This is a genomic window from Streptomyces aureus (genome assembly GCF_001418135.1).
Taxonomy (GTDB): domain Bacteria; phylum Actinomycetota; class Actinomycetes; order Streptomycetales; family Streptomycetaceae; genus Streptomyces; species Streptomyces aureus_A.
Window position 1 is genome coordinate 18,541 of the sequence record NZ_LIPQ01000163.1, and the last position, 12,454, is coordinate 30,994.

At 72.9% G+C, this 12,454-nt stretch carries 11 protein-coding genes and 2 pseudogenes; 4 read left to right on the plus strand and 9 right to left on the minus strand.

Annotated elements, in window-relative coordinates:
- Positions 1-28: 28 nt before the first annotated feature.
- The 7 genes from AOK00_RS15455 to AOK00_RS15475 form a co-directional block, all read right to left on the minus strand.
- Positions 29-736 carry a phosphoadenylyl-sulfate reductase gene (locus AOK00_RS15455; RefSeq protein WP_055600888.1) on the minus strand — a complete coding sequence of 236 codons (708 nt, stop codon included), beginning with the start codon at positions 734-736 and terminating at the stop codon, positions 29-31.
- Positions 733-912, minus strand: a complete 180-nt coding sequence (locus tag AOK00_RS40350) for a hypothetical protein (protein WP_078944884.1) — start codon at positions 910-912, stop codon at positions 733-735. The genes AOK00_RS15455 and AOK00_RS40350 overlap by 4 nt, the downstream gene beginning before the upstream one ends.
- Positions 909-2,606, minus strand: coding sequence for a nitrite/sulfite reductase (locus AOK00_RS15460; RefSeq protein ID WP_055600889.1), 1,698 nt, complete (start codon positions 2,604-2,606; stop codon positions 909-911). Before AOK00_RS15460 ends, AOK00_RS40350 begins: the two co-directional genes overlap by 4 nt.
- A 136-nt stretch (positions 2,607-2,742) precedes the next feature.
- Entirely contained in the window at positions 2,743-2,826 is an 84-nt protein-coding gene (locus AOK00_RS41415) for a putative leader peptide (RefSeq protein ID WP_310591794.1), read from the minus strand.
- Between the two features lie 209 nt (positions 2,827-3,035).
- Complete coding sequence (locus tag AOK00_RS15465; protein ID WP_055600890.1) at positions 3,036-3,605, minus strand: GNAT family N-acetyltransferase; 570 nt, start codon at positions 3,603-3,605, stop codon at positions 3,036-3,038.
- Between the two features lie 215 nt (positions 3,606-3,820).
- Positions 3,821-5,122 (minus strand): helix-turn-helix domain-containing protein, encoded by a 1,302-nt coding sequence (locus tag AOK00_RS15470; RefSeq protein ID WP_055600897.1) that lies wholly within the window; start codon positions 5,120-5,122, stop codon positions 3,821-3,823.
- 286 nt (positions 5,123-5,408) lie between these two features.
- Positions 5,409-7,067: an acyl-CoA dehydrogenase family protein gene (locus AOK00_RS15475; RefSeq protein ID WP_055600891.1), complete on the minus strand. Its 1,659-nt coding sequence runs from the start codon at positions 7,065-7,067 to the stop codon at positions 5,409-5,411.
- A gap of 17 nt (positions 7,068-7,084) precedes the next feature.
- Here AOK00_RS15475 and AOK00_RS15480 point away from each other — a divergent pair, with 17 nt between their 5' ends.
- On the plus strand, positions 7,085-8,209 hold the full coding sequence (locus tag AOK00_RS15480) for a YihY/virulence factor BrkB family protein (RefSeq protein ID WP_079042018.1): 1,125 nt from the start codon (positions 7,085-7,087) through the stop codon (positions 8,207-8,209).
- Positions 8,210-8,235: 26 nt separating this feature from the next.
- Positions 8,236-9,036: a helix-turn-helix domain-containing protein gene (locus AOK00_RS15485; protein WP_055600893.1), complete on the plus strand. Its 801-nt coding sequence runs from the start codon at positions 8,236-8,238 to the stop codon at positions 9,034-9,036.
- Here the strand turns inward: AOK00_RS15485 and AOK00_RS41420 are convergent.
- Positions 8,979-9,377, minus strand: a pseudogene (locus AOK00_RS41420) (VOC family protein); the annotation flags it as partial. The gene AOK00_RS15485 and the pseudogene AOK00_RS41420 sit on opposite strands and share 58 nt — an antisense overlap.
- 370 nt (positions 9,378-9,747) lie before the next feature.
- Between AOK00_RS41420 and rsgA the strand changes: the two are divergent.
- Both rsgA and AOK00_RS15495 read left to right on the plus strand, forming a co-directional pair.
- Positions 9,748-10,866 carry a ribosome small subunit-dependent GTPase A gene (gene rsgA, locus AOK00_RS15490; protein ID WP_055600894.1) on the plus strand — a complete coding sequence of 373 codons (1,119 nt, stop codon included), beginning with the start codon at positions 9,748-9,750 and terminating at the stop codon, positions 10,864-10,866.
- 68 nt (positions 10,867-10,934) lie between these two features.
- Complete coding sequence (locus AOK00_RS15495; protein ID WP_437441414.1) at positions 10,935-12,392, plus strand: DNA-3-methyladenine glycosylase 2 family protein; 1,458 nt, start codon at positions 10,935-10,937, stop codon at positions 12,390-12,392.
- On the opposite strand, the pseudogene AOK00_RS40355 reads toward AOK00_RS15495, so the two are convergent.
- Positions 12,334-12,454: pseudogene (locus AOK00_RS40355) on the minus strand (PPOX class F420-dependent oxidoreductase); the annotation flags it as partial. The gene AOK00_RS15495 and the pseudogene AOK00_RS40355 overlap by 59 nt on opposite strands.

Sequence of the window (12,454 nt, forward strand, 5' to 3'; positions counted from 1 at the left end):
TGCTTCTCCTGAACTTCCTGAGTGTCCGTCATCCGTGCAGCCCGCATTCGGTCTTGCCGCGGCCGGCCCAGCGTCCGGCGCGGGCGTCCTCGCCGTCGAGGACGCGGCGGGTGCAGGGGGCGCAGCCGACGGAGGCGTAACCGTCCATCAGGAGCGGGTTGGTGAGGACGCCGTGCTCCGTGACGTACGCGTCGACGTCGTCCTGCGTCCAGCGGGCGATGGGGGAGACCTTGACCTTCCGCCGCTTCTCGTCCCAGCCGACGACCGGGGTGTTCGCCCGGGTCGGGGACTCGTCGCGGCGCAGCCCCGTCGCCCACGCGCTGTACCGGGTCAGGCCCTCTTCGAGGGGCTTGACCTTGCGCAGCGCGCAGCACAGGTCGGGGTCGCGGTCGTGGAGCTTCGCGCCGTACTCGGCGTCCTGCTCGGCGACCGTCTGACGCGGGGTCAGGGTGATGACGTGGACGTCCATGACGGCGTCCACGGCGTCACGGGTGCCGATGGTCTCCTCGAAGTGGTAGCCGGTGTCGAGGAAGACGACGTCCACGCCGGGCCGGACGCGCGAGGCGAGATGGGCGACGACCGCGTCCTCCATGGAGGAGGTCACGCAGAAGCCCTCGCCGAAGGTGTCCACGGCCCAGCGGAGGATCTCCAGGGCGGAGGCGTCCTCCAGGTCACGGCCGGCCTGTTCGGCGAGTGCCTTGAGGTCGGCCGTGGTGGCGTCCTGAGTGAGCGTCATATCTCTTTCCCTCCAGGGGTGTTGCCCGAAGTCCCGGGGGCGAGCAGCCCCAGGAACTTCAACTGGAAGGCTCGGCTGCACGCGGCGCATTCCCAGGCGCCGTGACCCTGCTCGTTGGGACGCAGGTCCTCGTCGCCGCAGTAGGGGCAGTGGAACGGTGCGGCACGCTCGCTCATGACAGCGCCTCTTCCGAGGCGCGGGCCGCCCAGGTCGCGAAGCGCTCGCCGGTCTCGCGCTCCGCCTGGAAGCGCTTGAGGACCCGCTCCACGTAGTCGGGGAGCTCGGCCGCGGTGACCTTGAGGCCGCGGACCTTGCGGCCGAAGCCGGCCTCCAGGCCGAGCGCGCCGCCCAGGTGCACCTGGTAGCCCTCGACCCGGTTGCCGTCGTCGTCCAGGACCAGCTGGCCCTTGAGGCCGATGTCCGCGACCTGGATGCGGGCGCAGGCGTTCGGGCAGCCGTTGATGTTGATCGTCAGCGGCTCGTCGAACTCCGGGACGCGGCGCTCCAGTTCGTCGATGAGCGAGGCGCCGCGGGCCTTGGTCTCGACGATCGCGAGCTTGCAGAACTCGATGCCGGTGCAGGCCATCGTGCCGCGCCGGAACGGCGAGGGGGTGACCCGCAGGTCGAGGGCCTCCAGGGCGGCGACGATCGAGTCGACCTGCGCCTCCTCGATGTCGAGGACGAGCATCTTCTGCTCGGCGGTGGTGCGGACCCGGCCGGAGCCGTGTGCCTCGGCGACCGCGGCGATCTTCGTCAGGGTGGCGCCGTCGACCCGTCCGACGCGCGGCGCGAAGCCCACGTAGAACTTGCCGTCCTGCTGGCGGTGCACACCGACGTGGTCGCGCCAGCGGCCGGCGGGCTGCTCGGGGGCGGGTCCGTCGGTCAGCTTGCGCTGGAGGTACTCGTCCTCCAGGACCTGGCGGAACTTCTCCGGGCCCCAGTCGGCGACGAGGAACTTCAGCCGGGCGCGGTTGCGCAGCCGGCGGTAGCCGTAGTCGCGGAAGATCGAGATGACGCCCTCGTAGACGTCCGGGACCTCGTCGAGGGAGACCCAGGTGCCGAGGCGGACGCCCAGCTTGGGGTTGGTGGAGAGGCCGCCGCCGACCCAGACGTCGAAGCCGGGGCCGTGCTCCGGGTGGTTCACGCCGACGAAGGCGATGTCGTTGATCTCGTGCGCCACGTCGAGCAGCGGCGAGCCGGAGATCGCGGACTTGAACTTGCGGGGCAGGTTGGAGAAGTCCTTGTTGCCGACGATCCGACGGTAGATCTCGTCGATCGCGGGCGTGCCGTCGATGATCTCGTCGGCCGCGATGCCGGCCACCGGGGAGCCGAGGATGACACGCGGGGTGTCGCCGCAGGCCTCGGTGGTGGACAGGCCGACCGCCTCCAGGCGGTTCCAGATCTCGGGGACGTCCTCGATGCGGATCCAGTGGTACTGGACGTTCTGCCGGTCCGTGATGTCGGCGGTGCCTCGGGCGAACTCCTCGGAGATCTCGCCGATGACCCGGAGCTGCTCGGTGGTCAGCCGGCCGCCGTCGATGCGGACGCGGAGCATGAAGTACTCGTCGTCCAGCTCCTCCGGCTCCAGGACACCCGTCTTGGTGCCGTCCAGACCCTGCTTGCGCTGGGTGTAGAGGCCCCACCAGCGCATACGTCCGCGCAGGTCGTTGGGGTCGATGGAGTCGAATCCGCGCTTCGAGTAGACCGTCTCAATACGTGTCCGTACGTTGAGACCGTCGTCGTCCTTCTTGAACTGCTCATTGCCGTTCAGGGGGGTGAAGTGCCCCACGGCCCACTGACCCTCGCCACGGTGGCGCCCGGTCTTGCGGCGTGCGGCGGCGGGAGTGGGGTTTTCCGGGGTGGCGGCCATGGCGTCTTGTCCTTCGGGACTGCGAGAGGGCGGCTCTGACCTGCACACTGGCGCTCAGGTCGGAGGGTGGCGCGTCAGTGCGCAGCAGGGTCGGGCAGAGTCGTGCTGAAAAGTGATCGCGGCGGTGCTGGTTCTCTCAGCGCGCCGGACAGATGGCGCTGGACATGCGGCCTAGGTCGACGTGCCGCCGACTCACCAAGGCAATTCCAGTTCCAGACATGACGGAAGCGTGTCACGGGACTTTGGACCCAGTCCAGCATCGTCCAGAATGCGGACGTAGTCGTCTCGTTTCATGAGATGGTGTGGTGTGGGTCACGCGAAAGGGGCCCTGATCAGGGCCCCTTCACGGGCTGCCGGTACGAGGCACCGGGCGGGGGCGGCCACCGGCGCGCACCCGGTGGGGCGCACCCCGTGGCGCGAACGGCGGGGTCAGGCGTGGGCGCCCGGCCACGGGCCCGGGGTCTCGGTCTCGTCGACCTCCTCCACCTTGGTGTCGAAGAGCCGGAAGCCGCGGCGCTCGTAGTTGGCCATCGCGTGCGGGCCGTCGAGCGAGCAGGTGTGCAGCCAGACGCGCTTCGTCGCCTCCCGCCCGGGCCAGCGCTCGGCCAGGTCCCACGCCCGCGCCACCCCGTACGACAGCAGGTGACCGCCGATCCGGCGCCCCCGGAAGGCCGGGATCAGGCCGAAGTAGACGATCTCCACGACGCCGTCGTCCTGCGGGTCCAGCTCCACGTACCCGGCCGGCGTCCCCTTGTCGTACGCCACCCAGATCTCGGCACCCGGCTTCTCGACGATCTCCTGCCACTGCTTGTACGTCAGCGACAGCCGGTCGTTCCAGCGGATGTCGCCGCCGACCGCCGTATAGAGGAAGCGGCTGTACTCCGGCGACGGGACCGCGGCCCGCGCGATCGTGATGTCGTCCCCCTCCGGGGCGGGGGAGGGGCGGAGATCGGACGGTGAGGTCTGCTCGAGGGACCAGGTGGTGAGAGTGATGCGCATGGGTTCATCGCATCACGACCCCGTCCGGCGGGGCGAACGGGGGGCCGGACGGTGGGGCCGATGGTCCGGGGTGTCCGCATGCTGGACAGTCGTGGCCGTGACGGCGCCGTGCGCGACCGAGTGCCCTGCGCGTCCCGGGCGCCGTGCGCGACCGAGTGCCCTGCGCGTCCCGCGCGCCCTCGGCGCTACGCGTTCGTGCCCGCCGGCCCCGCGCGCTACGCGTTCGTGCCCGCCCGCGGGGCCCGTACCGCCGGAGCCAGGGAGTGGGGCAGCAGGTCCGCAGGGCGTTCCGGGCGGAGGACCTCCACCGCGACCTCCTCGCTGAAGCGGTACGGGCGGTGCGCCAGGACTCCGGCCAGGTTCCGGCGTACCCGGGACATCTCCGCCCGTACGGTCACCGTCCGCGTACGGTCCCCGAACACGTCGTCCGCCAGCTCCGCAGCCGTCCGGCCGTCCCGGTGCAGCGCCAGGACGTAGAGGAGCTCGGCGTGCCGGGGGCTCAGCTCCTGCTGCCAGCTGCCCGCCGCACCCGAGACGGACACCGTCCAGCGGCGCGGCCTGCTCAGATCCAGGACCACCCGGCTCGCCGCCGCCGTGCCCGGCTCCTCCGCCGGCGTCTCCTCCTCGACCCGCAGCAGCCAGCCGCCCGGCAGCGGCTCCACCGCGCACACGCCGAGCGAGGGCAGCCACATCCGGCCGGCCCGGAAGGACTTCGGCAGCGCGATCCGGTCCACCGGCGCGAGCCCGGTCACGGCCGCCGTCCAGCCGTGGGTGTCCACCGCGACGGCCCGGCCGCCCACCCGGCACAGGATCGGCGCGGCCACCGCCCGCAGCCGTTCGACCGAGCCGCGGTGCCGCTCACGCATCTCCGCCTCGGCGAGCTGGGCCACCGAACCGACCAGGGCCAGCATCGCCGGATGGAAGCTGGACGCGGGACCGCTCACGTCCACGATGCCGAGGAGCCGCCGGTCGCGCGGGTCGTGCACGGGCGCGGCGGCGCAGGTCCAGTTGTGGAGTGCCTGGACGTAGTGCTCGGCCGAGTGCACCTGGACCGCCCGGCCCATGGCGAGGGCGGTTCCGACCGCGTTCGTCCCCGTGGTGTGCTCGGTCCAGGCCGCGCCCTCCTCCAGGCAGATGCCGTTCGCCTGCCGCATCACCGCCGGGTTCCCCTGCCGCCACAGCACCCGGCCGTGCTCGTCGGTGACCACCATGATCTGGAGGGAGGTGTCGGCGATGCCGGCGAGGCCGCCGCTGAGCGTCTGCATGACCTCGGAGAGGAGCGTGGTTCTGCGCCGCTCCTCCAGCTCGTCGCGCTGGAGCAGCACACTGCTCGTACCCTGGTCGGGGTCGAGCCCCAGCCGGGCCATCCGCTGCCAGGACGCGTCGATCACCGCGCGGGGCGCGATCGGCGGCGTACGGCCGGCGAGCGTCTCCTCGCGGACCCGGTGGAGCAGCCGGGTGGCCTGGGCGGCGTCCATGGCGGCGAGGCGCTTCATGTCGAGCTGCGTGTTATTCATCGGTCTCTCCCAGCCACCCGGGGTGCTGTATCGGTTCTGCACGGGGCAGATGTCCGGAGTGTCGGTGCCCATCGTGCCGTTCGGAACCGTCCGGCGAGGCCCGGTTCGGGTAATCCTGCAACCCTTTGCAACTCTGGTCGCCGACCGGCCCTCCGGGTGAAGCTGGTGCGAGCGGCGGGTGGTGCCGTGTCGGCGCAGCACCACCCCCGCTTTTCCGCGCGTGCCGACCCCTGCGGTCCACCCCTGGTACGCGCGGCCAACTTCCCCCGGGTGTACGCCGGTCGCCTCAGACCTCCACCCGTGCCCGCTCCACGAGCGCCCGCAGGTCCAGCGTGTGCGGCAGCGTCCCGAACGCCGCGCCCCCGTCCCCGCCCAGCCGGGCCGCGCAGAACGCGTCCGCGACCTCCGGCGGTGCCCACCGCACCAGCAGCGCCCCCTGGAGGACCAGCGCGAGCCGCTCCGCGAGCCGCCGCGCCCGCGCCTCGATTCCGTCCAGGTCCGCCAGCTCGACGAGCAGCCCCCGGATCGCCCGGTCGAGCCGGTGGTCCGCGCCCCGCGCCGCCCCGACCTCCCGCAGGAACGCGTCCAGCGCGGCGGGCTCCGTCCGCAGCGCCCGGACCACGTCGAGCGCCTGGACGTTCCCCGAGCCCTCCCAGACCGAGTTCAGCGGCGACTCCCGCAGCAGCCGGGGCATCCCGGACTCCTCCACGTACCCGTTGCCGCCCAGGCACTCCAGCGCCTCCGCCACCATCGGCGTGCACCGCTTCGTGACCCAGTACTTCGCCGCCGGAACGGCGATGCGCAGCAGGGCCCGCTCCCGCTCGGCGTCGACGCCGCCAGCGGTGCCGGCGGCGTCGTGGGCCGCCGCGAGACGCATGCCCAGGACCGTCGCCGCCTCCGACTCCAAGGCCAGATCCGCGAGTACGTTCCGCATCAGCGGCTTCTCGACCAGCGGCCCGCCGAAGGCCTCGCGGTACGCGCAGTGGTGCACGGCCTGCGCCACCGCCTGCCGCATCAGCGCCGCCGAACCCAGGACGCAGTCGAGCCGGGTCGCCGCCACCATGCCCATGATCGTGCGGAGCCCGCGCCCCTCCTCGCCGACCCGGCGCGCCCAGGTCGTCCCGTCGAACTCCACCTCGGCGGAGGCGTTCGAACGGTTGCCCAGCTTGTCCTTCAGACGCTGGATCGCGAACGCGTTGCGCGAACCGTCCGCGAGCACCCGCGGCACCAGGAAACAGGTGAGCCCCGCCGGCGCCTGCGCGAGGACCAGGAAGGCGTCCGACATCGGTGCCGAACAGAACCACTTGTGCCCCGTCAGGACGTACTCCCCGTCGGCCGCCAGCGGGTGCGCCTCCGTCGTGTTCGCCCGGACGTCGCTGCCGCCCTGCTTCTCCGTCATCGCCATCCCGAGCAGGGCACCCGGCTTCTCCGCGACCGGGCGGAGCTCCCGCTCGTACACGTGCGAGGTCGCGGCCGGCTCCCACACCTCGGCGAGCTCCGGCTCGGCGCGCAGCGCGGGCACGGCGGCGTGCGTCATCGACAGCGGGCAGCCGTGCCCCGCCTCCGCCTGTGACACCACCAGGAACCCGGCGGCCCGGCGTACATGACCGCCCGGCCTGCCCCACGCGTCCGTCAGACCGGCCCCCACCGACTTGCCGAGGAGCCGGTGCCAGGCCGGATCGAAGTCGACCTCGTCGATCCGGTGCCCGTACCGGTCGTGGGTCCGCAGCCGCGGCGGGTTGACGTTCGCCCGTTCGCCCCATTCCCGGACCTGGGCCGAACCGGCCGCCTGCCCGAGCACGACGAGGTCCTCGCGGACCTCCGCCCGGAGCTCCGGCGCGAGGTGCCGTTCGACCGCCTCCGTCAGCACGCGATCGGTCATGAAGACGTCGTACCCGACCAGGGGCGGAGCCTGGTTGGTCACGGTGTGGGTGCTCGCTGCCATGCCGATACGGTAAGCAGGTGCAGGCAGCAAGCGAAACACCCGAACGGCCCGAGCGGCGGCCCTGGAGCAGGCTCCACCGCGCGCGCGTCCTCTACCGCAACGTCTCGAAGCGGAAGATGGTCTGGCTGCTCCTCAAGGACACCGTCAACTCGTGCATCGAGTACCGGATCCTCGGCCTCGCCGCCGAGGCGGCGTTCTTCACCCTGCTGTCGCTGCCGCCGCTGCTCCTCGGCCTGATCGCCCTCCTCGGCTACGCCGACGACTGGACCAACACGGACACCGTCGCGAGCATCGAGGAGAACATCCTCCGCGCCGCCGGAACGGTCCTCTCCGACCGCGGGGTCCACGACATCGCGAAACCACTCCTGGACGACGTGACCCAGGGCAAACGCCCCGAGCTGGTCTCCCTCGGCTTCGCGATCGCCCTCTGGTCCGGCTCACGCGCGGTGAACGTCTTCATCGACACGATCACCGTCATGTACGGGCTCGACGGCCACCGCGGCATCGTGAAGACCCGCCTCCTCGCCTTCCTGCTCTACATCGTGGCGCTGATCATCGGAGCGGTCGTGCTGCCCCTCGCGGTCGTCGGCCCCGACCGGGTCGTCGAACTCGTCCCCTGGGGCACCGAGGTCGTCGCCGTCCTCTACTGGCCGGCCGTCATCCTGCTCTCCATCGCCTTCCTCACCACGCTCTACCACGTGTCCGTGCCCGTCAGATCGCCCTGGATCGAGGACATCCCCGGCGCCCTCGTGGCACTCGGGATGTGGGTCCTCGGCAGTTTCCTGCTGCGCATCTACCTCACCAGCCAGGTCGAGGGACCGACGATCTACGGCTCCCTCGCCGCCCCCATCGCCGTCCTCCTCTGGATCGGCATCTCGGCCTTCGCCGTCCTGGTCGGCGCCGCGGTGAACGCTGCCATCGACCGCGTCTGGCCCTCCGTGGCCACGGCGGCCGCCCGCGAGGCCAACGAGCGGGCCCGCGCCATCCAGGCGGCGGAACTCGTCGCACGCGTGCGCGCGGAGGCGGAGGACGTCGACGAGGACGACCCGGACATGCCGTCCGAGTTCCCCGAGCGCTGGTCCCGGTTCCTGCCCCCGGACGACGTGAAGGCCCGCCTCCACTCCGGCTGGGAGAAGGACTGACCGGCCGGCGGGGCTATGTTCGAGGTGTGTACGAGGAGCGCCCCGCCCTGCTCGACGGAGCCGTCCTGTGGACCCGGACCGCCGGCCCCGCCACGGACGCCGTCCGGCCCGTCCTGCCCGACGGATGCATGGACCTGATCTGGGCCGACGGACACCTCCTCGTCGCCGGACCTGACACACGCGCGTACGTACCGGGAGAGTTCGCCGCACGGTACGCGGGAATCCGCTTCGCCCCCGGTGACGCGCCCGGCTTCTTCGGCGTCCCGGCCCATGAGCTCCGCGACCGACGCGTCGCCCTCGGCGCGCTGTGGGGCGAGGCCGAGGCGCGGCGGCTCGGCGAGCGGATCGGCGAGGCCCCCGACCCGGCCGCCGCCCTGGACGACCTCGTCCGGCTCCGGGCCGCCGGGGCCCCCGCGCCCGATCCGCTGCTCCGGGCCGTCGTGGCGCGCCTCGCGGCCGGCCGGGCGGTCGCCGAGACGGCCGACGCGGTCGGGATCGGCGCCCGGCAGCTGCACCGGCGGTCCCTGGACGCCTTCGGCTACGGCCCCAAGACCCTCGCCCGCGTCCTCCGCCTCCAGCGGGCCCTCGCCCTGGTCCTGGCCGGCGTGCCGTACGCCGAGGCGGCCGTCCGGGCGGGCTGCGTCGACCAGGCCCATCTCGCCCGTGAGACGAGGGCGCTGGCAGGGATGACCCTCGGTGCCTACGTGGCGTCCGTGGCGTCAGTGGCATCCGCGGAGCCCGAGGCCTCCGTGGCGGCCGCGGCGGAGTGGGCTGCGTCGGCGAACAGCGAGACGCCCGAGCCGTCCGGGTCGAGGACCACGGCGTAACGCTGCCCCCAGACCGCATCCCAGGGCTTCAGATGCCCCCGGTACCCGGCGCCGACCAGCTCGTCGTACGCCGCGTCCACGGCCTCGGGCGCAGCGCACCGGAACGCGAGCTCGATCCGGTTGCCGCCCTCGGGCCGCCGCCATCCGGGGTCGAAGGAACGCACGACGTCCTCCGTGTCCCAGGCGATCCGCAGTCCGCCGGGCAGCGCGGCCTCCACGTGCGGGGCGGACTCGGCACCGTCCGGGATCTCCAGGCCGAGACGGCGGTAGAAGGCGAGCGAGGCGGCCATGTCGGAGACGACGACGCCGATGAGGTCGAGGCGGGGCGCTGTTGTGTTCATGGGAGCACGGTAGGCACGGGGCTCCCGGCCGGTCTTGTACGAATCGGACGCGCTGTCCGAACCGGCCGGGGAGGTCCCGCGACCCCGCTCCTGGTGGCCGTCGTGGTGGCCGGAAAGGCGCCCAGGGCGGCCTGAATTAATTCCGTGGCGCCCGCCGGTCCGGTCCGGCTACGGTGTCTCCCGTACAAGATCGCGGCAGTGCGATCGTGACGAGAACACGCGAAAAGACACACAGGAGGTGTGACCGATGGCTGTCATCACGACGGGCCTTGCCCTCACGCAGAAGTTCATCCACACCACCTCCGTGGCCACCGGCTGACCTCATCGTTCTGACACGCAGCGCCGGGGCCACCCCTGTGAAGGGTCCCCCTTGTCTTTCCCGCTTTCCCACGTCACTTCTTCCTCCTCCTCTTCGTCGCTCGACGCCCACGGCTGGGACTCCGGCTGGGCCGAGGCCTTCGCTCCGTACGCCGCCCAGGGACTCGTCCCCGGCCGGGTGATCCGGGTCGACCGCGGTCAGTGCGACGTCGCCACCGCCGACGGGATCGTGCGCGCCGACACGGCGTTCGTGACCCCGCACGACCCCCTCCGGGTCATCTGCACCGGCGACTGGGCCGCCGTCGACCCCGAGGGCGCCGGCGACCCCCGCTACGTACGGGCGTGCCTGCCGCGCCGTACGGCCTTCGCGCGGTCCACCTCGTCCAAGCGGTCCGAGGGGCAGATCCTCGCCGCCAACGTCGACCACGCCGTGATCACCGTCTCGCTCGCCGTCGAGCTCGACCTCGGCCGCATCGAGCGCTTCCTCGCCCTGGCCTGGGAGTCCGGCGCCCAGCCGACCGTCGTCCTCAGCAAGGCGGACCTCGTGCCCGACCCCGTCGGTCTCTCCTACCTGGTCGAGGACGTCGAGACGGTCGCCCCCGGCGTCCAGGTCGTACCCCTGAGCTCGACCACGGGGGAGGGGCTCGACGTGCTGTCCGCGGTGGTCGCGGGCGGTACGACCGTGCTGCTCGGCGTCTCCGGCGCCGGGAAGTCGACCCTCGCCAACGCCCTCGTCGGCGAGGACGTCATGGACGTCCAGGCCGCCCGTGACATCGACGGCAAGGGCCGCCACACCACCACCACCCGTAACCTCTTCGTCCTCCCGACCGGGGGAGTCCTCATCGACACGCCCGGACTGCGCGGAGTCGGCCTCTGGGACGCGGAGACCGGCGTCGGCCAGGTCTTCTCGGAGATCGAGGAACTGGCCGGGAACTGCCGCTTCCACGACTGCGCACACGAGTCGGAGCCCGGCTGCGCGGTGGCCGCCGCGATCGAGGACGGTTCGCTGCCGGTGCGCCGCCTGGAGAGCTACCGCAAGCTCATCCGGGAGAACCAGCGGATCGTGGCCAAGACCGACGCCCGCGTGCGCAACGAGATCCTCAAGGACTGGAAGCGCAAGGGTGCCGAGGGCCGCCACGCCATGGAGATGAAGCGCGGGCGCGTCCGGTAGCGGGTGCGCGTGCGGGAGACGGGGGAGGGGACGCCGGCCCGGCGGCCCCTCCCCGCTCCCGCAACGCCGTGTCCGAAAACCGCGAGCCGGGGGTCGTCGGCCGTCGCACACTGGGAGACGTGAAGGACGACGACACCCGCTACGAGGCGGTTAGCAGCAGGGACGCGCGGTTCGACGGAGAGTTCTTCTTCGCCGTCCGCACCACCGGCATCTACTGCCGCCCCAGCTGCCCCGCGGTCACCCCGAAACGGCAGAACGTCGCGTTCTTCCCGACGGCCGCCGCCGCCCAGGGCCACGGCTTCCGGGCCTGCCGCCGCTGCCGTCCGGACGCCGTGCCCGGCTCCGCCGCCTGGGACGTACGGGCCGATGTCGTCGGGCGCGCGATGCGGATGATCGGCGACGGTGTCGTCGACCGCGAAGGCGTGCCCGGCCTGGCCGGACGCCTCGGATACAGCACCCGGCAGGTGCAGCGCCAGCTCACCGCCGAGCTCGGCGCCGGACCCGTCGCGCTCGCCCGCGCCCAGCGGGCGCACGCCGCGCGGCTGCTCCTCCAGACCACCGGGCTGCCGGTGACCGAGATCGCCTTCGCGGCAGGCTTCGCCAGCGTCCGCCAGTTCAACGAGACGATCCGCGCCGTCTACGCCCGCACCCCCAGCGCGCTGCGCGCCGAGGCGGGCAGCGGCGCCGGAGCCCGTACCGCACTCGCCGCCGGGGTGCCGCTGCGGCTCGCCCACCGGGGCCCGTACGCGGCCGGCGAGGTCTTCGACCTGCTCGCGGCCGAGGCCGTGCCCCGCGTGGAGGAGGTCGTCGGCGCCCCCGGCACGCGCACCTACCGGCGCACACTCCGCCTCCCGTACGGCACCGGGATCGTCTCCGTCGACGAGCGCTCCGCCGGGCGCTGGCTGGAGGCACGGATCCATCTCGCCGAGCTGCGCGACCTGACCACCGCCGTGCACCGGCTGCGCCGCCTCTTCGACCTGGACGCCGACCCGTACGCGGTCGCCGAGCGTCTCGGCGCGGCCCCCGGGCTCGCCGCCGAGGTGGCCGCCCGGCCCGGCGTACGGTCCCCGGGGACGGCCGAGCCGGAGGAGTTCGCGCTGCGGACGCTGCTCGGCGCGGCGGAGTCCGCCCGGGTCGTCGAGGCGCACGGCACCCCGCTGCCCACCGGCTGCGGCAGCCTCACCCATGTCTTCCCGGAGCCCGGGGCCCTGACCGGCCACCCCGTCGCCGGCCCGCTGGCCCGCGCGCTCGCCGACGGAGCCGTACGCCTCGACCCCGGCGCCGACCGCGACGAGGCCGAAGCCGCCCTCCGCGCCGTCCCCGGAGTGACCGCCGAGGCCGCCGCCCTCATCCGGATGCGGGCCCTCGGCGACCCCGACGTACCCCCGGCGGGCGTCCCGGCCACGGAGGACTGGCGGCCCTGGCGCTCCTACGCCGCCCGCTACCTCAGGACTCCGCTCCCGGGGGATCCTCCAGACCCCAGCTGTGGATCCGGCGCGGACGGATCCGGATCACCTCCTCGCTGAAGTGCGGGCCCAGCGTGTGCGGGCCGACCAGGAGCTCCGCCTCGCCCCGGATCTCGACGCCC

Bases quoted from the DNA above. Each gene is read 5' to 3' on its own strand.
- AOK00_RS15465 (WP_055600890.1), bottom strand. From the start codon at position 3,605: ATGCGCATCACTCTCACCACCTGGTCCCTCGAGCAGACCTCACCGTCC.
- AOK00_RS15470 (WP_055600897.1), bottom strand. From the start codon at position 5,122: ATGAATAACACGCAGCTCGACATGAAGCGCCTCGCCGCCATGGACGCC.
- AOK00_RS15460 (WP_055600889.1), bottom strand. From the start codon at position 2,606: ATGGCCGCCACCCCGGAAAACCCCACTCCCGCCGCCGCACGCCGCAAG.
- AOK00_RS40350 (WP_078944884.1), bottom strand. From the start codon at position 912: ATGAGCGAGCGTGCCGCACCGTTCCACTGCCCCTACTGCGGCGACGAG.
- AOK00_RS15475 (WP_055600891.1), bottom strand. From the start codon at position 7,067: ATGGCAGCGAGCACCCACACCGTGACCAACCAGGCTCCGCCCCTGGTC.
- AOK00_RS41415 (WP_310591794.1), bottom strand. From the start codon at position 2,826: ATGTCTGGAACTGGAATTGCCTTGGTGAGTCGGCGGCACGTCGACCTA.
- AOK00_RS15455 (WP_055600888.1), bottom strand. From the start codon at position 736: ATGACGCTCACTCAGGACGCCACCACGGCCGACCTCAAGGCACTCGCC.